Annotated in this window: 14 protein-coding genes and 2 riboswitches; of the genes, 1 reads left to right on the top strand and 13 read right to left on the bottom strand. The window is 37.2% G+C overall.

The genetic code is table 11. From position 1 onward, the window contains the following. Positions 1 to 80: 80 nt before the first annotated feature. From ACIQ32_RS02670 to ACIQ32_RS02655, 4 genes are all read right to left on the bottom strand, one after another. Complete coding sequence (locus tag ACIQ32_RS02670) at positions 81 to 1,736, bottom strand: hypothetical protein (protein ID WP_396194119.1); 1,656 nt, start codon at positions 1,734 to 1,736, stop codon at positions 81 to 83. Between the two features lie 102 nt (positions 1,737 to 1,838). After that, positions 1,839 to 2,921: a chorismate mutase gene (locus ACIQ32_RS02665; protein ID WP_396194118.1), complete on the bottom strand. Its 1,083-nt coding sequence runs from the start codon at positions 2,919 to 2,921 to the stop codon at positions 1,839 to 1,841. 93 nt (positions 2,922 to 3,014) lie between these two features. Then, on the bottom strand, positions 3,015 to 4,163 hold the full coding sequence (locus ACIQ32_RS02660; protein WP_396194116.1) for a pyridoxal phosphate-dependent aminotransferase: 1,149 nt from the start codon (positions 4,161 to 4,163) through the stop codon (positions 3,015 to 3,017). Continuing rightward, on the bottom strand, positions 4,160 to 4,987 hold the full coding sequence (locus ACIQ32_RS02655; RefSeq protein WP_396194115.1) for a prephenate dehydratase: 828 nt from the start codon (positions 4,985 to 4,987) through the stop codon (positions 4,160 to 4,162). The genes ACIQ32_RS02660 and ACIQ32_RS02655 overlap by 4 nt, the downstream gene beginning before the upstream one ends. A gap of 300 nt (positions 4,988 to 5,287) precedes the next feature. Between ACIQ32_RS02655 and gldA the strand changes: the two genes are divergently transcribed. Beyond that, positions 5,288 to 6,193, top strand: a complete 906-nt coding sequence (gene gldA / locus ACIQ32_RS02650; protein WP_396194114.1) for a gliding motility-associated ABC transporter ATP-binding subunit GldA — start codon at positions 5,288 to 5,290, stop codon at positions 6,191 to 6,193. A 389-nt stretch (positions 6,194 to 6,582) separates the two neighbouring features. Here gldA and ACIQ32_RS02645 read toward each other — a convergent pair whose 3' ends face one another. From ACIQ32_RS02645 to ACIQ32_RS02605, 9 genes are all read right to left on the bottom strand, one after another. Further along, positions 6,583 to 7,332, bottom strand: a complete 750-nt coding sequence (locus ACIQ32_RS02645; protein ID WP_396194113.1) for a head GIN domain-containing protein — start codon at positions 7,330 to 7,332, stop codon at positions 6,583 to 6,585. A 9-nt stretch (positions 7,333 to 7,341) separates the two neighbouring features. Next, positions 7,342 to 8,430, bottom strand: coding sequence for an acyloxyacyl hydrolase (locus ACIQ32_RS02640; protein ID WP_396194112.1), 1,089 nt, complete (start codon positions 8,428 to 8,430; stop codon positions 7,342 to 7,344). Between the two features lie 239 nt (positions 8,431 to 8,669). Further along, a complete protein-coding gene (gene metF, locus ACIQ32_RS02635) occupies positions 8,670 to 9,626 on the bottom strand; it encodes a methylenetetrahydrofolate reductase [NAD(P)H] (RefSeq protein ID WP_396194110.1) in 957 nt (318 codons plus the stop codon). A gap of 80 nt (positions 9,627 to 9,706) precedes the next feature. Further along, the gene (gene metH / locus ACIQ32_RS02630) at positions 9,707 to 12,382 is read right to left on the bottom strand and encodes a methionine synthase (RefSeq protein ID WP_396194109.1); all 2,676 of its coding nucleotides are present in this window, start codon (positions 12,380 to 12,382) and stop codon (positions 9,707 to 9,709) included. Next, positions 12,382 to 13,368 carry a homocysteine S-methyltransferase family protein gene (locus ACIQ32_RS02625; protein WP_396194108.1) on the bottom strand — a complete coding sequence of 329 codons (987 nt, stop codon included), beginning with the start codon at positions 13,366 to 13,368 and terminating at the stop codon, positions 12,382 to 12,384. Before ACIQ32_RS02625 ends, metH begins: the two co-directional genes overlap by 1 nt. Positions 13,369 to 13,553: 185 nt before the next feature. Continuing rightward, positions 13,554 to 13,662: riboswitch (SAM riboswitch) on the bottom strand. A gap of 67 nt (positions 13,663 to 13,729) precedes the next feature. Continuing rightward, positions 13,730 to 14,905, bottom strand: coding sequence for a trans-sulfuration enzyme family protein (locus ACIQ32_RS02620; RefSeq protein ID WP_396194107.1), 1,176 nt, complete (start codon positions 14,903 to 14,905; stop codon positions 13,730 to 13,732). After that, a complete protein-coding gene (locus ACIQ32_RS02615) occupies positions 14,902 to 15,327 on the bottom strand; it encodes an OsmC family protein (RefSeq protein WP_396194106.1) in 426 nt (141 codons plus the stop codon). The genes ACIQ32_RS02620 and ACIQ32_RS02615 overlap by 4 nt, the downstream gene beginning before the upstream one ends. 8 nt (positions 15,328 to 15,335) lie before the next feature. Further along, positions 15,336 to 18,722 carry a bifunctional aspartate kinase/homoserine dehydrogenase I gene (gene thrA / locus ACIQ32_RS02610; protein ID WP_396194105.1) on the bottom strand — a complete coding sequence of 1,129 codons (3,387 nt, stop codon included), beginning with the start codon at positions 18,720 to 18,722 and terminating at the stop codon, positions 15,336 to 15,338. Between the two features lie 73 nt (positions 18,723 to 18,795). Continuing rightward, positions 18,796 to 18,899, bottom strand: a riboswitch (SAM riboswitch). A gap of 169 nt (positions 18,900 to 19,068) precedes the next feature. Continuing rightward, entirely contained in the window at positions 19,069 to 20,526 is a 1,458-nt protein-coding gene (locus ACIQ32_RS02605; RefSeq protein WP_396194104.1) for a TSUP family transporter, read from the bottom strand. Position 20,527: the final 1 nt, after the last annotated feature.

Raw genomic sequence — 20,527 nt, 5'->3', positions numbered from 1 at the left:
TTAAGAAGTACAAAGGTAGAAAAATGAATCCTACTTTTATTTAAAAACAAAAGGCTGCGAAATTTTCACAGCCTTTTTTCTTATTCTTCTAAAATCATTCGTCCTAACTTATCTAATTTTCTTCTGGAAGAATACACGATAAATTCGTTTTGACTTTTGCGATAATATACGCCCGGACGAATAACCAATTCGTTTTTAATCACTTCTTCCGGATCTTTTCTGGTGATTTGCCCTTTGCCGTCAAAGACGAAAACCGAAGGCACAGCGTTGTTATAATTGCCCAACGATCTGATTTGCTCAATATCGGTTATGCCTTTGTTTTTGACATTATCATTAAAAAGCAAGTTCAAAACACCGTCTTTGTAAATTGGAATGGCTCCTAAATATTCCGGTCCTTTGCCCATTTGTGCCAATGGAATCGCCATCGACATGCCAACATTAAAATTCCCGTTACCGCCCATTGCGCCAAAAGCAAACGACATAGTGGTTACCGTAGCCGATTGTTCTTTCGGCAAAACATTGCTCCAATCTAAAGAACCATCGGGTTTTAAACAAGTGACAATGATTTCGTTTTTAGTATAAGTTACCGGTGTAAATGCCAACGGCCCGATTCCGGAACTTTGTCCGACAAAAACAAATTGCAACTCCGACAATACGATTATTCCGCCGTCGTTTTTCTCAATCAAGGTTGTAATACTGTAAAGCAGTTTTAAATCTTTGCCTTTTTTGGCTCTTCTTTCTCCCAACAACTTCACTTTAGTGGCATAATCAAATTCGTTGAATTTTAGGTTGTCGTTGACATTAGTGATCAAATTAACCGTAGCATTATAAACGCCTTTCAACTCTTTGTTGGCTTTTCCGTTTTCGCGAACGCTTGAGTAAAACCCAACCAATTGCAGCGTGTTTTTATTGGTTGACAACATCTTACAGTTGATGATTTCTTTGCCTTTGATGTTGATATCCACTACTTCTTTTACATAGTTGTTGGCTCTTTTGAAAGCGTGAATTTGAAACTTTTCGATTTGTTCTTTCTTTTTAGTATCTCGGTAACTTTCATTAATAACTAAAAAAACATCGTCTTGAAAATTCAATTCAAAATCAGAAATCGTGAATTCATAGTCTTTTTTGCTGTCATCGAATTTTACTTTTTCTTCGCTGCTGAAAAGGGTTGCCAATTTGTCATCGAACAATTTAACTTCATACTTGATCGCGTCTTCTTTCGGAAAACGAGAAGTATGCATGATTAACAAAGCGCCTTCATCGGGAGATTGTTTGAAGTAAAAACCGCCGCGTTCCGATTTTTTGGCCACTTCCGAATTGAATAAAGTGGTGGAAGTTTTGCTGATGATGCCTTTCTCTGAAATTTCAGCCCCAATCAAATTAAAAATCTTGTCTTTTTTATTGTACACACTGCCAATGGCGTACAATTTATTGTTGAGTAAAAAAACGTCTTCAAAATCCACCTCTTTGTCGCTAATTTGTGGAATTACTATAGCATTGGAAGTCAGTAATTTCATGGATTTAGAATCAAATATTTTAAGGAAATAATCATCCTTTTCTTTGAATCCGAGAGCGTAAATTTTATCACCAGTTTCCCCGATAATCTTTACAATTTTTTGTTTGTCCTCAGGCAATTCTTCGCCATAGGTCATGTTGATTTTATCAATTTTGTTTTGTGCATTCAAGCTTATGCCACTGCAAACAAAAAAGATAAAACCTAATAAGGCTTTTTTCATTTTGATTGTTTTAAATTAAATAGGTTGTTTTTATTGTGCGGCAATGATACAAAAAAAACCTGCCAAAATATTGGCAGGTTCTCTTTTTAATTTAATACAAACTTAATTATTGATGACTTTCTCTTGATGGCTGATACTTTCCTGGTGAATCGCCTTGAAGATTTTAAGGATAAACTCTTCGCTCAAGCCTTTTTCCTCTCCGTCTAAAATCATTTTTCCGAGGATTTCATTCCAGCGTTTGTTTTGCAAAACCGCTACGTTTTTCTCTTTTTTTAAGGCGCCGATTTTGTCGGCCACTTTCATTCTTTTACCTAAAATTTCCAACAATTTTCTATCATACTCATCAATATCTACGCGAAATCTCGACAAGCGATTGTTGTAATCGTCTGCATCGTCGGTTTCTTTTCTAATGGTTAAATCGAAAATAATTTGTTTTAATCTTGTTGGCGTGACTTGCTGGGCTGCATCGCTCCAGGCATTATCCGGATCGATATGGGTTTCGATGATCATCCCGTCGTAATTCAAGTCCAATGCTTCTTGGGTTACCTGAAAAATCATCTCGCGGTTACCGGTAATGTGCGACGGATCGATAATCAAAGGAATATCCGGGAATCTATTTTGAAAATCAATCGCAATCTGCCACTCGGGGATATTCCTGTATTTGGTTTTTTCATAAGTCGAAAACCCTCGGTGAATGACGCCCAGTTTTTTGATTCCGGCATTGTACAATCGTTCCAAACCGCCAATCCATAAAGACAAATCGGGATTCACCGGATTTTTAACCAAAACAATTTTATCGGTATTTTGCAAAGCATCCGCCAATTCCTGAACGGCAAACGGATTTACCGTAGTTCTGGCACCAATCCACAACACATCAATATCGTATTCCAAGGCCAATTTCACTTGGGCTGCCGTAGCGACTTCGGTTGCCATGAGCAAACCGGTTTCTGCTTTGGCCTTTTTGAGCCATTTTAAACCAATTTCTCCAACGCCTTCAAATCCGCCCGGACGCGTACGGGGTTTCCAAATTCCGGCTCGAAAAATCGACACTTTGGAATCTTTTAATTCATGGGCAATTTTTAAGACTTGATCTTCGGTTTCCGCGCTGCATGGTCCTGCTATTACTAAGGGATGATTCAAGTTGAAATCATCTAACCATTTTCTGTTTGCTGCTGTAATATTCATAGTTTTTTATCTGTTGTAAATTTATTAAATCCAATTCGTAATTCGTAATTCGTAATTCGTAATTCGTAATTCGTAATTCGTAATTCGTAATTTCTAATTCGTAATTCTTTTTATCGCTTCTTGTATTTTTTCTTCGGTGACACAAAGTGAAAAGCGAATGTATCCTTCACCATTGCTGCCGAAAATTATTCCGGGTGTGATGAAAATGTGTTTTTCAATTAGAACTTTATCAACAAAAGCTTCGGCTGAAATTCCCGGTGGTAATTTGGCCCAAACAAATAAACCAACGCTGTTTTTGTCAAAAGTACAACCCAACTTTTCAGCCAATTGAAATAATAGATTTCTGCGTTTGGTGTAAACTTTGTTTTGTTGGACAAACCAATCTTTGCCGAGTTTCAAAGCTTCGATTGCGCCTTTTTGAATCCCGTAAAACATGCCGCTGTCCATATTGCTCTTGACTTTCAAAACGGCATCAATTAAAGAGGCTTTACCTAAAACCATACCGACACGCCAACCGGCCATATTATAGGTTTTAGATAAAGAGTTCAATTCTAATGCGATGTCTTTCGCCCCTTCGATTTGCAAAATAGAAATCGGATGGTCATTCAACACAAAGCTATACGGATTGTCATTGACGATTAAAATGTGGTGTTTTTTACCAAAAGCAATCAGCTTTTCAAACAATTCAACTGTACCATTGGCTCCGGTTGGCATATGCGGATAGGAAACCCACATCAATTTAACTTTGGCCAAATCCATTTGTTCCAATTGTTCAAAATCGGGTTGCCAATTATTTTCAGCAACCAAATCATAAGACACTGCTTTGGCCTGAACCAATTCGGTTACCGAAGCATAAGTCGGATACCCCGGATTGGGAATCAATACTTCATCGCCTTCGTTTAAAAAAGCCAGTGAAATATGCATAACACCTTCTTTAGAACCCATTAAAGGTAAAATCTCGGTATTGAAATCCAAAGACACTCCAAACTGATTGGCATAAAAATCGGCCATGCCTTTGCGCAGTTCGGGTAAGCCTTGGTAGCTTTGGTATTCGTGGGCTTTATCGTCATACATGGCTTGGCCCATCGCTTCAATGACGGTTTTGTCGGGCGCCAAATCGGGACTTCCGATACCCATATTGATGACCGGCTTTCCTTCAGCTATGAGTTGGCGGACTTCTCTTAATTTTCTGGAGAAGTAATATTCTTGTACACTGTTTAATCGGTTGGCGGTTGTTATCATGGTGTTCCTTTTTTGTATTCACCCAATACTTTGAAATGAGTGGTCATTAGGGCTAAAATATTTTTGGCTTTTTCGTAATGCTTGTACTTCTCAAAAATCACATCCACAAAAAACGAATACTGAAATGGCGTTTCGATAATCGGCATCGATTGGATTTTGGTTAGGTTCAATTTGCAGTTGTTCATCACATTCAATATTGTGGCCAAACTCCCCGGTGTATCATCCAATTCAAATTTGATGGAGGCTTTGTTGATTTGTTCTTTCGGTAATTCTTTATTAGTCGTTTTGACAATCACAAATCTTGTTTTGTTACTCTGAATCGTGTGGATTCCCGCAGCGAGAATTTCCAAATCGTATAATGTAGCGGCTATCGGTGCGGCAACAGCGCCAATGCCTGTGAGTTTTTGCTCCTGAATTCGGCGCGCGGTTTCAGCCGTATCGCCACTTTCGACCAACTTGATGTGTGGAAATTGGTTAAAGAAAACCGCGCATTGCAACAGGGCAATCGGATGCGAATGCACTTCTTTGATGTCTTCTATTTTTTGGCCCTTCAAGACCATTAAGTTCATGTGAATATCGAGATAATGTTCCCCAATAATATGCAAATTGTTCCTATCGATTAAGGCATAATTCGGAATAATCGAACCGGCGATAGAATTCTCCAAAGCCATCACGCCTTTTTGGGAATGATTGTTCACCAAACTTTTGACTAAACCATCAAACGACATGCATTCGTCTAAATCATCGATTTGCTCAAAATACTCCTGTGCCACTTGATGGTGAAAAGATCCTTTGATGCCTTGAATCGCTATTTTTGTTTCCATAAGTCCAAAAAAAAATCCCAACTTTCGTTGGGATTCATATTATTGTTAGTTTTTTTACTTTTTCACATAACACAATACCAATCCCTTTTTCTGTCCGAAGAAGAAATAAAAGAAATAGGTAAAAAATGTGTTAAACTGTCTCATTGCTGATTTTGTATTTGGCTAATGTAAAAAATTAAAGTGTAAGTTTTACAAGACATGGCAAAAAAAATTACGGAAACGTTATAGTAAATATCATAAAAGCAGTAAATCTTCGTTATACTTTGATTAATTATTACCTTTGCCGCAAATAGTTCGTTTATGTCGATAGAAGTTCAAAATATTTCGAAAAGTTACGGAGCTCAAAAAGCGCTCGACAAGATTTCATTCTCCATTAAAAAAGGAGAAATTGTAGGTTTCTTGGGTCCGAACGGCGCCGGAAAATCTACCTTGATGAAAATTTTGACCACTTATATCAATGCCGATGAAGGAAAAGCGACTGTCAATGGAAATGATGTTAACGAAGCGCAAATATTAGTGCAAAAATCCGTTGGCTATTTGCCCGAACACAATCCGTTGTACTTGGATTTATACGTTCGCGAATATTTGGCTTTCAATGCCGATGTATACAAAGTGGCCCCATCACGTATAGAAGAAGTTATAGAATTAACCGGTTTAACTCCGGAAAGTCATAAAAAAATAGGACAACTGTCTAAAGGTTTTCGTCAGCGTGTTGGATTGGCGACAGCCTTATTGCACAATCCTGATGTGTTGATTTTAGACGAACCGACTACCGGTCTTGACCCGAATCAATTGGTCGAAATCAGAAACGTGATTAAAAATGTGGGGAAAGACAAAACTGTTTTTCTGTCCACACACATCATGCAAGAAGTAGAAGCCATTTGCGACCGCGTCATCATTATTGACCACGGCAAAATTGTAACTGATAAGAAATTGGACAAATTGGTTACGGAAGAAAAAGAGCAAATCATTGAAGTAGAATTTGACAAAGCCGTAGCGGAAACTATTTTGGCCGAACTACCCAACCTCAAAACTTACCAAAACACCCTTAATAATATTTGGTTGCTGACCTTTAATACTGATGAAGACATGCGCCCAAATCTATTCGACTTTGCTCAAGCTAACGGATTGAAAACACTTCAAATTAGTTTGAAAAGCAAAAATTTGGAGCAGATTTTTAGGGAGAAGACTAAGAAGAGTAATTAGTAATTAGTGATTAGTGACTAGTGATTGGTAATTAGTGACTAGTTTGAAAACTAGTTGATAATCATTATACATTATTCGTTTCCCATCGCTAAAACTTTCGTTTTTTACTTCACTTCTATTTACGTTTTCCGAAAAAAAATAATGGAAAGTTATCGTTGAAAATTTTCGATAACGTTCGCTTTGAAAAAAATTACACAAAATTAATTGTGCAGAAAAGTTTGTAAAGAAAAGTTTGTAAAGAAAAGTTTGTGCAGAAAGATTGTATGGAAATTGTACTTTGGAAAAGAAGCCGGAAAAGAACGGCATAAAGACCGAAGGCAATTCGCTGGCTTCGCAACAGTCTGTTTGAGGCGGAACTTTACTAATTACCAATCACTAATCACTTTCTATCAAGGATAAATCACATTCCCTTGATACAATTCTTCTACATCTACCACCGGCGGGACATTTTTTAATATGATGTTTCCGGTGCTGTTCATGGTACCAAAAATACTTTGGATTGGCCTTACAATCATATCGTTCGAACCGCGATGGTATACTTTAATATTTTGAGCTGTTAAATTCTCGGCCTCTATTCGGCCATCTCCAAAATAAAAATTGAAGTCTGCCGTAGTAGTTTCACCTGAAAAATAAAATCTCGAAACATTATTATTTCCAACATTTAAATAATCATTGTCAATATTGATGAAAAAATCTCCGGTACCGGCGCCACTTTCACCATCACCGTCTTTATCCATAGCGATAAAACTGATGTAAGGAAATGTCAAAACACCATTGGAACTGATATTCCTGTCGGTTTTCGAATATACTTCTTCCAAAGTAGGTGTCGTTACTAAAATCTTCGTCGTGCCGTAAGCGCGAACCCAATTGCAACTGGCTTCATCTTTAAAAATCAATCGGTCGCCATTTTGAATGACTTCTACATTATCAATAAAGTTCTCGCCGGCTACAATTTCCACCTTGTAATTTGTCCCTTGTGTGATGACAACTTCAATTCCTCGGTAGACTTTTATCCTTTTAAAAGGTTGCACTGTCACTTCTTTGGTAATAATTTCACCCGTACTTTCGATACAATCGCTCGGCTTTTCACAAGCCAACAACACCATAAATGCCACTAGCAACAAACTGATTTTTTTCATCTCTACTCTTTATAATCTGTACCCAATACCAAACTCTAAAGCTTCTGCCAAAAACAAATGGGTTTTAATGGTAAAGCCGCCGAATAATTTATCGGTGATATAATATTTAATCCCAACCCTATCGTATATAGGAATGTCTTTTTTAAAAGGTTGGTAAGCATAAAACCCAACTTGCGCTTCTAAGGAAATGCGATTGATGAGCAACTCATGTCCTACAAAAATTCCGATTCGCTTGTAATCAGTATCCGGACTAATGTTTTCATTAGGATAGGCTACCGAATAATACTTAATATATTCCTTTATAGATTGTGTCAAAAACAACTCGGTGCCCAATTGCAAAGCCGATTTACGGTTCAATCGCTTATCCACATAAAAACTAACATGATAAAACGGAAACTGCCCGCTATTGACAATCGGATTTTCATTAATCCCGCTACGCACCACAAAATTGTAATGTATGGGTTCTTTATAGGATTTTTTTACCGAAGTCGTGTCGGTTTTACGCTCAAAATCATTTGAAAAATCGTAATTAACACCCACATTCAGCACATATGTATTGATGCCGCTGTTGGGTGACTTCACTCTTCCATTAGAATAATGGGTGAATAAAATTCCGGCATGAAAACCAACATTCTTAAACAAATTTTGATTGTCGTAAGCCAAGCCAATATTGGTATTACCCATAAACTTACTGCCGAAAGCTTTGTTTTTGCTATTCTCCACTTTGTCATATGGATTGGTAGTATAAGCAATTCCTTGCGACAATTTGAGTTGCAAATGCCTTTTCCAAAAGTAAAAATTATACATCGCACCTACCGCATAATTTTGTCCCAGCGGTTGACTATTAAAGTCCTGATACAAAAAATAAGCTCCGTAATCGGGATAATTATAGGCTTGGTGCCATTCTTTGGAACCATCAGTTCTGTTGACTAATGTTAACAAAAAACCTTGCGGATGACCGTTAACCAAATGGTACATGTCCTCCGTATGCGGCAAAGCATTGCCTCGCAAAACAGAAGCTTCTAGGGATAATGCATTGGTGTTTTGTCCAAAACCAATAAAGGAACACAGCCAAAGCAACAGGTAAATTTTTCTCATCCTAAATTTTAAAACGCACAAATATAACGGATTTGATATTAAGAGGAGAATGTCCGGTGGACATTCGGTATTTTTAAATTTGAAAGCGAAAAGTTCGGGCTTTTTTGTTGGCCTTGTTCCCGCTTTTGGTGTTACACGGTAACACTGTCAAATGCGAAGCATTCACCGAACACCTATTGAAAATTAGTGTAAAGTGAGGTAATCGGGGCTAGTTAGGATTTGTCTTTTGTGAAATCTGTTTAAAAAACCTCTTTGGCAATTGCCTTGATGTTCTCTGCTTTCCCCATAGAATAGTAATGCAAAACCGGAATGCCGGCAGCTACGAGTTCCTTACTTTGCGCTGTACACCAGTCAATTCCAATTTGCTTGACCTCATCATTGTCTTTGGCTTTTACCACAGCCATAATTAAATCATCGGGCAACTCTAAACTAAAGCGGTGCGGAATCAAATTCAATTGCTTCTTAGTGGCAATCGGTTTCAATCCCGGAATAATCGGTACTGTGATTCCGGCAGCTCGACATTTGTCCACAAAATCAAAGAATTTTTTATTGTCAAAAAACATTTGCGTGATGATGTAATCGGCTCCGTTTTTGATTTTTTGTTTTAAGAAATGGATATCACTGTCCAAACTCGGCGCTTCCATATGTTTCTCAGGATAACCCGCAACACCTATGCAGAAATTGGTCTTGGCCGAATTTTTCAAATCTTCATCCAAGTAAATTCCATTGTTCAAGTTGCTGATTTGCGTTACCAATTCGGTCGCATATTCATTGCCTTCTTTCTCGGGATGGAAATAGGTTTCGGTTTTCAAAGCATCGCCTCGAAGTGCCACAACGTTATCAATACCCAAGAAATCCAAGTCAATCAACAAGTTCTCCGTATCTTCTTTGGTAAAACCACCACACAATATGTGCGGAATCGCATCGACATTGTATTTGTTCTGAATTCCGGCACAAATCCCAACCGTTCCCGGACGTTTTTTAACGACTTTCTTTTGCAACAAACCGCTTGGCAATTCTTTGTATTCGTATTCCTCACGGTGATACGTTACATCAATAAATGGCGGATTAAATTCCATCAACGGATCAATACTGTCAAAAATCGACTGGATGTTTTGCCCTTTCAAAGGCGGTAAAATCTCAAAAGAGAATAACGGTTTCCCGTTGGCGTTTTCGATATGTTGGGTTACTTTCATTTTTTTTATGTCTTAATATCTTAATGTCTTAATGTCGAAAGTCCATTACAGACTTTATGACTTTTGACTTTACGACTAAATTAATCTGCTATATTCGGTGACAGCCATTTCGTGGCTAGTTCGGTTGAAATTCCTCTTCTTTTGGCGTAATCAATGACTTGGTCTTCTTTTATTTTCCCTAACCCGAAATACTTACTTTCCGGATTCCCGAAATAATAACCCGAAACCGAAGCCGCCGGCCACATCGCCATGCTTTCCGTAAGTTTCACGCCAATTTCTTGTTCGACATTTAAAAGTTTCCAAATCGTTGGTTTCTCCAAATGATCCGGACACGCAGGATAACCCGGCGCCGGACGAATGCCTTTGTATTCTTCGTCAATCAAATCCTGGTTTGATAAAGATTCCTCCGAAGCGTAGCCCCAAATTTCTTTACGGACTTTTAAGTGTAAATATTCTGCAAAAGCTTCGGCCAATCGGTCGCCTAGCGCTTTCACTAAAATGGAGTTGTAATCGTCTAATTGCTTTTCGAATTCGGCGGCTTTTTCGTCTACACCGAAACCAGTGGTTACACAAAAACATCCTATATAATCTTGTTTTCCGCTGTCTTTTGGCGCCACGAAATCGGCTAAGGCGATGTTGGGTGCGCCGGCGGTTTTTTGGGATTGTTGTCTTAAAGTTAAAAAAGTTGTCGGTTGTCGGTTGTCGGTTGTCGGTTGTACCAAAATGTCATCATCGTTAATAGTATTCGCAGGGAATATTCCGAGAATTCCTTTGGCGGTTAACCATTTTTCGGAAACGATTTGGTGTAGCATTTTTTGGGCATCGGCAAATAAAGCTGTGGCTTGTTCACCTACAACGGCATCGGTCAAAATCGCAGGGTATTTTCCGAACAATTCCCACGAACTGAAAAACGGCGTCCAGTCGATAAAATCAACCAGTTCCGACAATTCCACTTCAATGGTTTTGGTTCCGATAAAATTGGGTTTTACCGGATTGAAATTATCCCAATCCAATTGCAATTTGTTCTTGCGAGCATCTTCAATCGAATGGTAATTTTTATCTCTACTTCTATTCAAATAACCTTCACGGAGTTTGTCATATTCGGCGCGAACCGTTTTGGCATATTCCACTTTGGTTTCCGCTTGCAATAAATTACTCGCAACGGTTACTGCACGCGATGCATCGTTTACGTGAACAACCGTTTCTTTGTATTCCGGGGCAATTTTCACAGCCGTATGCGCACGAGAAGTTGTGGCACCGCCAATCATCACCGGAATTTTGATATTGAGTTTGTCCATTTCTTTGGCCAAATACACCATTTCGTCTAACGATGGCGTAATCAATCCGCTCAACCCAATAATATCTACGTTATATTCAACCGCTGCCCGAATAATTTTTTCCGGTGGCACCATTACGCCTAAATCGATAATTTCAAAGTTGTTGCAACCTAAAACTACCGCTACTATATTTTTACCAATGTCGTGTACATCACCTTTTACCGTGGCCATTAAGACTTTTCCGGCTGAGGAAGATTTTCCGTCTTTGGAAGCTTCTATAAAAGGTAACAAATAAGCTACCGCTTTCTTCATCACGCGCGCTGATTTTACCACTTGAGGCAAAAACATTTTTCCGCTTCCGAATAAATCGCCTACAACATTCATTCCGGCCATCAAATTAACTTCGATCACTTCAATGGGTTTTTCGGCTAATTGTCGGGCTTCTTCGACATCAATTTCTATAAATTCGTCAATACCTTTTACTAACGAATGCGTTAATCTATCTTGAACTGAACCGTTTCGCCATTCCTGAACGGCTTTTTCGTTGGCTTTGAAATCGCCTTTGAAACTTTCGGCTAAATCGAGTAATCTTTCAGTCGCATCGTCTCTTCTGTTCAGCAACACATCTTCTACGTGCTCCAATAAAATCGGGTCGATTTCATCGTAAATCTCGAGCATTTCCGGATTTACTATTCCCATCGTCATGCCGTTTTTGATGGCGTGGTATAAAAACGCCGAATGCATGGCTTCTCGCACTTTATCATTGCCTCTAAACGAAAATGAAACGTTGCTCACTCCACCGGAAACGCCGGCATGGGGAAGATTTTCTCGAATCCATTTGGTTGCTCTGAAGAAGTCTAGAGCATTTAGTTTGTGTTCTTCCATGCCGGTTGCGACAGGGAAAATATTCGGGTCGAAGATGATGTCTTCTGCCGGGAAATGCACTTCGTTAACTAAAATGTCATACGAACGTTTGCAGATTTCGATACGTCTTTCATAGTTATCGGCTTGACCTTCTTCATCGAAAGCCATTACGATTACTGCTGCGCCGTATCTTTTAATCAATTTGGCGTGATGGATGAACGCTGCTGCACCTTCTTTTAGGGAAATGGAATTCACGACACCTTTCCCTTGAATGACTTTCAAACCCGCTTCAATGATTTCCCATTTGGAGCTGTCAATCATGACCGGAACACGAGCGATATCGGGTTCAGCCGCAATTAGGTTTAGGAATTTGGTCATGGCGTAAACCCCATCGAGCATGCCTTCATCCATATTGACGTCGATGATTTGGGCACCGCCTTCCACTTGGTTTCGGGCGATATCGAGTGCTTCTTCGTATTTTTCTTCTTTAATTAACCGAAGAAATTTACGCGAACCAGTTACATTAGTTCGTTCGCCTACGTTGATGAAATTACTTTCAGGCGTAACGATTAGCGGTTCTAAACCGGATAATTTTAAATATTTTGCTTCCGCCATTATATCGTTTCTAAAATTCGTGGTTGAAATTCTTTTGCTACCTCAGCAATGGCTTTGATGTGTTCCGGAGTGGTGCCACAACAGCCGCCAATAATATTCACTAAATTATCTTGTAAATATTCACGAATCAACGCTTGCATTTCGGTTGGTGTTTGGTCGTATTGCCCAAAAGCATTGGGTAAACCGGCATTTGGATGTGCTGAAATGTTTAGCGATGTGTTGTGTGCTAATCTTTTTAAATACGGTTTTAATTGGTCGGCACCTAAAGCACAATTAAATCCGATACTTAATAAAGGAATATGTGCGATGGAAATCAAAAACGCTTCAACGGTTTGCCCTGAAAGTGTTCTTCCTGACGCATCTGTAATTGTTCCTGAAACCATAACCGGAATATCTAAATTGCGCTCTTCTTTTACTTCTTCGATGGCGAATAATGCTGCTTTCGCGTTTAGAGTGTCGAAGATGGTTTCTACTAAAAGCACATCGCAACCACCATCAATTAGCGCTTCTACCTGTTGTTTATAGGCGATGCGCAAATCGTCAAAAGTTACGGCTCTAAATCCCGGATCATTTACATCCGGAGACATTGACGCTGTTCTGTTGGTTGGTCCGATAGAACCGGCTACGAAACGCGGTCTGTCGGTGAATTCGTCGGCGACTTCTCTGGCTATTTTGGCGGATTGGTAGTTGAGTTCGTAAACCAGATCTTCCAAGTGATAATCGGCCATCCCGATGGTGGTTCCTGAGAAGGTGTTGGTTTCTACGATATCGGCACCGGCTTGAAAGTACAGGCGATGAACCTGCTTTACCGCTTCAGGTTGCGTGATGGAAAGCAAATCGTTGTTGCCTTTTAGCGGATGTGGGAAATCTTTGAAACGCTCGCCTCGAAAGTCTTCTTCGGAGAAGTTGTTGCGTTGCAGCATGGTGCCCATGGCGCCGTCAAGGACAAGGATTCTTTCTTTGATGGCTTGTTGTATTTTTGACATATATTTTAAATTTCACAGAGATTCACAGAGAATCCAAGAGATACACAAAGATTATTAATTAGCCCCGATTGGCAGTCTCGTTTTTTGGAACGAGACAGAAAGCGGGAATATGGACTGCAAAAAAGCGCAAGCCTTTCGCTCCTAAAAAAAATTATATGTTATCGTGAAAGTGAGAAGAATTCTCGGGGTTATCTGCTCTCGTTGCTTGTAACGAGATAGAATGTAGCACCTTCTTTTGGCAAAGGGTTGCTAAGCTTTCAACGGGTCTATTCCCTCCAGCTTTCGTGATAACGAACAATAAGTTTATGAACGCTGCAAAAGTAAAGACTAAATTTTAATTTTTTATATTTTTTTTAATTTTTTATTTGGTTAGCGCTTGATCTAAATCATTTATTATATCCTGCACAGTTTCTAAACCAACTGAAACACGAACTAATCCATCTGTTATACTAACTGCCAGACGTTCTTCTACTGTCAATTTACTATGGGTAGTTGAAGCAGGATGCGTAACAATAGTTCTTGTATCACCGAGATTAGCAGAAAGTGAACATAATTTTATTTTGTTTAAAAAAGCCCTTCCGGCTTCAATTCCGCCTTTTACTTCAAAAGCAACTACATTACCTCCTAACTTCATTTGCTTTTTGGCTACTTCGTATTGTGGATGTGATTTCAAGAAAGGATATTTCACAGAAAGTACATTGGGGTTGTTTTGTAAAAATTCAGCAACTTTTAATGCATTTTCACAATGCTTTTCTACACGAACAGCCAATGTTTCAAGGCTTTTGGACAGCACCCAGGCATTAAATGGTGATAATGCCGGTCCGGTATTTCTGGAAAATAAATAAATTTCTCTTATTAAGTCGGCCTTTCCAACAGTTATTCCTCCTAAAACGCGTCCTTGACCATCGATTAATTTGGTTGCTGAGTGAATTACCAGATCGGCGCCAAAATGAATTGGTTTTTGAAGATAAGGAGTTGCGAAACAATTGTCAATAACCAAAATCAAATTGTGTTTTTTGGCAAGAGTTGACAAGACTTCGAGATCAATAATATCTACTGCCGGGTTGGTTGGAGATTCGGCATATAAAATTTTGGTGTTTGGCTGGATAAAACTTTCTATGGTTTCCGGTTTATTGACATCAAAATAAGAAGTTGTTATATTCCATTTGGGGAAGTATTTGGTAAAAAGAGTATGTGTCGAACCAAAAACGCTACCGGCAGAAACGATATGATCGCCTGAATTGAGTAATGCTGCAAAAGTTGAATAAACGGCTGCCATTCCCGTTGCAAATGCAAAACCATCATCTGCTCCTTCCATTTGACAAATTTTTTGCACCAACTCGCCAGTATTTGGATTAGAAAATCGACTGTAAATATTACGTTCTTTTTCTTCAGCAAAAGAAGCGCGCATATCTTCTGCATCTTCAAAAACAAAACTTGAAGTAAGATAGAGTGGTACGGAATGTTCAAGATATTGAGTTCTTTCCAGTTGGTTTCTAATGGCATTGGTTTCAAATCCGAATTCATATTCACTCATATGGCAATGTTATTTAGTATTACTTTATAATTAATTGTTGCGGTGGGCTCTATTGTTTTGGAAACGGAACAGTATTTATCGAAAGATAATTGAGCTGCCTTTAATGCTTTTTCGGGTAGAATATTCCCTTCCAAATGGATTATGAGATTAATTTCTTTAAACGGTTTTGCCTCCTCAATTTGAACCCTTATTCCTTCAACTTCTGTTTTATAAGAAGTAACTTCTTGTCTTTGTTTTTTGAGAATAGAAATGATATCTATAGCGTTGCATCCGGCCAAAGCCACCAATAATAATTCCATTGGGCTTGCTGCCAGATTACTCCCTCCAAATTCGGCGCGACTGTCTAATTCTACGCTATGTCCTCGTTCATTTTTAGCTTGAAAATGATAGGCATCGTTGATTCGATTTAAAGTTATTTTCATAAACTGATTTAATTTTTTTCTGACAATCGTAAAATATCTCCAAAAACACCTCTGGCCGTAACGGCAGAACCGGCACCTGCCCCTTGAATTACAATAGGTCTATCGCCATAAGATTCTGTGTAAATTTCAAAAAAAGAATCAGAGCCTTTGAGACCACCCAAAGTTGAATCGGCTGGTACAGAAACTAGTTTGACTTCTAAAACTCCTTTATCTTTTTGTAAATCTCCGGATAATTCACCAATATATCTCAAAACATGATTTGGCTTTTGGTCATTTTTTATAGCGGCATATACCGAATCTAACTCAGTAATTCTACTAATAAAACTTTCCTTATCGCCACCTCTTAAGTTTTCAGGAATTAAATTTTGAATGCTAATTTCCTCGAATTCATTCTGTAGATCTAACTCTCTAGCCAAGATCAGTAATTTTCTTGCTACGTCATTCCCGCATAAATCTTCTCTTGGATCCGGTTCGGTATATCCTTTTTCAATAGCTTCTTTTAAAACTTCACTAAAAAGTGCCTCTTTGGAAGAAAACGTATTAAACAGATAACTTAATGTTCCGGAAAAAACACCTTTTATTTTGGTGATATTTTCACCTGAATGATGTAATAATTTTATGGTGTCAATTAATGGCAATCCGGCACCGACATTGGTTTCATACAAATAATTTTTTTGATGCACAGCCAATGCAGCTCTTACTTCCTTATAAAAATCATAACTCAGTGTATTGGCGACTTTATTGGAAGAAATTAAATCAAAACTGTTTTCTATTAACGGAATATAATTTTCGACAAATGAGCTGCTAGCTGTGTTATCAATTGCTATTAAATTTTCTAGGTGATTTGCATTGGCAAAAGCAATAACATCATCAATGGTATATGAAATTCCTGTTTTTTGTATTTCATTTTTCCAATTTTGATTTAAGCCATTCTTATTAAAGAGTATTTTTTTAGAATTGGCAATAGCAAAAACATTTAGTTTGATATCTTTTCGTTTTTCGATAGAATCAGCGGAAGTTAATATCTGATTGATTAATGTTCCGCCAACCAATCCGTGTCCAAAAATAGCAATATTTATTTTCTTTGAAACACCAAAAATTTCTCCGTGAATTACGTTTAAAGCTTTGTGTAGGTCATTTTTTTTCACCACCAAACTCACGTTTTTTCCGGTAACCGTATTGTTGAAAAGAATCGGTATAATTTTGTTTTTGATTAAAACTGTGTAAGGTTTGTAAAATGTACTTAAATCTTGACCAATTATAGAAATTACAGCAACGTTATCATTGACAGAAATTTTATTAACATCCTTTGAATAAAAATCATTTTCAAATTCTTTTTCCAATTCGATCATCGCTTTTGTTGCTTTATCTGCGGCTACAACAAGACCAATACCTCTTTCTGAAGAACCTTGAGAAATTATACTCACACTTATATCATGATCGCCCATTACTTTAAAAATACGGGCGTCAACACCTGTTTTTCCTAACAATCCTCTTCCTTCAAGGTTAACCAATGCTACGTTTTCTAGTACCGAAAGTGTTTTTATTCCTACTGATTCAACAGTAGAAGTTATTAATGTTCCTTTATTTTCATGATTAAAAGTATTTAAAATACGCAGCGGAATATTTTTTTCCAATAATGGAATAATAGTCTTCGCATGAAGAATAGTTGCCCCAAAATTGGCTAATTCATTGGCTTCATTATAGGATAAGAAATCAATTTTTTTTGCGTCCGGAACTAAATCAGGATTTGCAGTATAAATTCCATCAACATGTGTGAAATTTTGAAGTTCGGCAGCATTAAGATAATTGGCCAACAAAGAAGCGGTATAATTGCTTCCGTTTCTTCCTAAAGTAGTAGCTTCATTTTTGATGTTAGAACCTATAAATCCAGTAACGATATTAACAGTCGAACCATTATTTTGTTTAAAATAGGCAATTACGTTTTTCTTGGAAAGTTGTTCTAATGGTTGCGCATCACCAAACTTGGAGTCTGTTTTTATCAATTCTCTTGTGTCTGTAAAACGAGCCTTTATACCTTTTTCAATTAAAACTGCTGAAAGTAATTTAGCCGAAAGCAATTCTCCCTGAGCCAGTATTTGATCTTTGATTTTTTCGCTATAATCTCCAATTAAACTAACGCCTTCAAAAAGCTTGTCTAATTTTTCAAATTCCTCCGACAAATCAACATTGGTATAATTACCTTGCTGATACAATTTAAAACTTTCTAATAATGGCTTATAATTTCCATTTTTGGCAGCAATAGTTAAAATATCTTCTAATTCATCTGTTGCATTTCCGCGGGCAGAAACCACCACTGCGATATTTTCTCCTTTGTTCTTTTTATCAATAATAATATCTAAAACTTTATTTATTCCTTCACCATTTGATAATGATTTACCCCCAAATTTCAATACTTTCATTTGTTTATCCTTTTTGTTTTTAAAAACGACTTCTAATAAATTTTCTAATTGTTCATATTCTATTAAAAAAGCATCGTGACCATGTTGTGATTCAATTTCGCTGTAGAATACATTATTTTTAAATTTTTTAATTTCTTCGTAGGTTTCTTTATTTTCACTTGCTGTAAAAAACAAATCAGAGTTGATTCCTATAATGTAAATATTAGCTTCTACTTCGGAAATTATAGCTTCAAAAGATTCTCTATTTCTAGTAATATCAATCGTTTTGAGTAACTGATTCATCATTTTGTAAGCTGAAAGCTGAAATCGTTGTTGTAATTTTACACCGTGATGGCTTAACCAACTTTCGACTTTAAAAGTATCTAAATGTTCATTGGTGTTACGCTGAAATTTTTCTTTAATAGATTCAGGAGTACGATAACACAGCATGGCATGAATTCTTGCGTCTTCTATGGGTTTTCGAGAATTATTAAGGATTTGTTCTTGTACATAACAGTTGGCTATTAACCAATCTGTTGATTTCCAATCGGTAGCAATAGGAATTAGATTCAGAGTTAATTTTGGTTCTAATGCTACCATTTCCCATGCAATTCCTCCGCCTACAGAACCTCCAATTAAAGCAAATAATTGTTTAATTTTTAAAGCTTTAATCCCTTCAATAAAAATCCTAGCGATATCTCTAGTAGTAAAATCTAGATAATTTTTTATTGTTCTGGTATCATAACCGTTTCCCGGCACATTAAAAGATATAACCGTGTATTTTAGAATATCAATAGTTTTATCTTCTCCAATTAAATCATTCCACCAACCATTTTCCCCAACAACATTTGAATTCCCCGTCAAAGCATGATTAACCATAACTATTGGTGCCGAATTTAATTCGAGACCAAAAAGTTGATAGCTTAAATAAATAACAGGATAATTTACACCACTTTCGGTAGTGAAATTTTGTAAAATGATTGTGTTTAACATATTTTCCAATTTAAATCTTAATGATTTGTGCCTGGAAATATCATATAGAAAGTTTTGAAAAAACTAGCTTTTTGTGTTATCTTCTCTCAATTCTGAGATAGAATTTAGCACCTTCTACGGGTTGTAGGGTTGCTAAGCTTTCATAGGGTCTATTCCCTCCAGCTTTCTTTATAACATTCCAAAAAAATTTATGAACTTAAAGGCGCAAAATAACTACTTGTTTATTAAAAACGCAAATTTTAAACCAATTGATTTTTATTAATAATTTCAAAAATCGCGTTTAAATCAGCTTTCAAATCCTTAATGTCTTCTAATTCAACAAACGAATTATCTCTTTTGTGACATTTTACAAAAGTTTTAATATCATTCGAAAACTAAAAACAATTACTAAGGCTGCAACCAGCAACAAAGCTGTTTTTTGAGGCAATTTCCCGACAAGTTTTGCCGCGATTGGAGCCGCTATACTTCCACCAATGATAAGGCCTAGAATAACATACCAATGGCTTACACCCAAAGAATAAAAAAACGTTATTGCTGCTGCCAGTGTTACGAAAAACTCTGCTAAGCTCACAGTGCCAATAACATATCTGGATTTTCTTCCTTTGGACAATAAGGTTGACGTTACAATTGGTCCCCAACCTCCGCCACCAAAGGCATCTAAAAAACCTCCTGAAAATCCAAGTACTCCGGTATGTTTAATTTTCTTTTTTTTGTTTACTTTTCTAAAAGCTAAAATGATTAATCGGATACCTATAATCATGGTATATATTGACAAAACCGTATAAGCTATAGACGCGTATTTGTTTCCTAAATAAATAAGTAAAACAGCACCACTAATAGCCCCAATTACACCAGGAATAGCCAACCAATACAATAATTTTTTATTTACGTTTCCAAACTTGTAATGGGAATAACCACTAATTCCACTCGAAAACATTTCAGCCGTATGAATACTTCCGCTAATGGCCGGCAAATTAATTCCCAGAAGCATCATGCTGGTAGCACATGTAACTCCGTAACCTAAACCTACAGCGCCATCTACTAATTGGGCCAAAAAACCTATGAGCAACATTCCGTAAAACTCATTTGGAATGGAACTTATACTAAACTTTAAATCAGCAATTGTTATAAATGTTGATAGCCCATAGCCTGTAAAAAGCATTAAAAAGGAAAGAGTTAAAACAAAGACTAATTGTTTAAATTTTTTGCTTTCTTTAATCTTTGGTTTTGCATTAAAGTTTTCTGTAATCTTATTTAAGTCGGCTAACTTTTCTGCGAAATTTCCTTTGTGATTATTTCTAAAATCATTTAACACGGTCAAATTATTTTCAATATTATCCGGAATAACTTCGGTAAAATATTCCCGCATACGCCTGGCTAAAATGGGTGATTTTCCATTGGTAGAAATCGCAATTTTTAAACTTCCCTTGTTTACAATGGAACCTAAATAAAAATCACACAAAGCCGGTTGATCGGCGGCATTAACTTTAATCCCTTTTGATTTTGCTAATTCACGAACAGCCAAATTCACTTCGGGTTTATCGGTAGCAATAATGACATAATCTTTACCAATTAAGTCTTCTTCATCAAATGCTCTTTCTATTGTTGTTACATTACTATATTGTTTAATAATTTCTTTTAGATTAGCATGAAAATACGTTGCGACAATTGTAATTCTAATTTGAGGATTTTGTTTAAGCAATGTTTCTGCTTTTTCCAAACCAACATTACCACCGCCAACAATTAGAAAGTGTGCCGTTTCTGTTTTTAAGAAAACCGGAAATAAGGTGTTTGTACTCTCCATT

The sequence above is a fragment of the Flavobacterium sp. genome (assembly GCF_044373165.1).
Classification (GTDB): domain Bacteria; phylum Bacteroidota; class Bacteroidia; order Flavobacteriales; family Flavobacteriaceae; genus Flavobacterium.
The sequence above is the reverse complement of the archived record's forward strand: the minus strand, read 5'-3'. Positions and strand labels throughout refer to the sequence as shown.

Bases quoted from the DNA above. Each gene is read 5' to 3' on its own strand.
- ACIQ32_RS02670 (WP_396194119.1), bottom strand. From the start codon at position 1,736: ATGAAAAAAGCCTTATTAGGTTTTATCTTTTTTGTTTGCAGTGGCATA.
- ACIQ32_RS02665 (WP_396194118.1), bottom strand. From the start codon at position 2,921: ATGAATATTACAGCAGCAAACAGAAAATGGTTAGATGATTTCAACTTG.
- ACIQ32_RS02660 (WP_396194116.1), bottom strand. From the start codon at position 4,163: ATGATAACAACCGCCAACCGATTAAACAGTGTACAAGAATATTACTTC.
- ACIQ32_RS02655 (WP_396194115.1), bottom strand. From the start codon at position 4,987: ATGGAAACAAAAATAGCGATTCAAGGCATCAAAGGATCTTTTCACCAT.
- gldA (WP_396194114.1), top strand. From the start codon at position 5,288: ATGTCGATAGAAGTTCAAAATATTTCGAAAAGTTACGGAGCTCAAAAA.
- ACIQ32_RS02645 (WP_396194113.1), bottom strand. From the start codon at position 7,332: ATGAAAAAAATCAGTTTGTTGCTAGTGGCATTTATGGTGTTGTTGGCT.
- ACIQ32_RS02640 (WP_396194112.1), bottom strand. From the start codon at position 8,430: ATGAGAAAAATTTACCTGTTGCTTTGGCTGTGTTCCTTTATTGGTTTT.
- metF (WP_396194110.1), bottom strand. From the start codon at position 9,626: ATGAAAGTAACCCAACATATCGAAAACGCCAACGGGAAACCGTTATTC.
- metH (WP_396194109.1), bottom strand. From the start codon at position 12,382: ATGGCGGAAGCAAAATATTTAAAATTATCCGGTTTAGAACCGCTAATC.
- ACIQ32_RS02625 (WP_396194108.1), bottom strand. From the start codon at position 13,368: ATGTCAAAAATACAACAAGCCATCAAAGAAAGAATCCTTGTCCTTGAC.
- ACIQ32_RS02620 (WP_396194107.1), bottom strand. From the start codon at position 14,905: ATGAGTGAATATGAATTCGGATTTGAAACCAATGCCATTAGAAACCAA.
- ACIQ32_RS02615 (WP_396194106.1), bottom strand. From the start codon at position 15,327: ATGAAAATAACTTTAAATCGAATCAACGATGCCTATCATTTTCAAGCT.
- thrA (WP_396194105.1), bottom strand. From the start codon at position 18,722: ATGTTAAACACAATCATTTTACAAAATTTCACTACCGAAAGTGGTGTA.
- ACIQ32_RS02605 (WP_396194104.1), bottom strand. From the start codon at position 20,526: ATGGAGAGTACAAACACCTTATTTCCGGTTTTCTTAAAAACAGAAACG.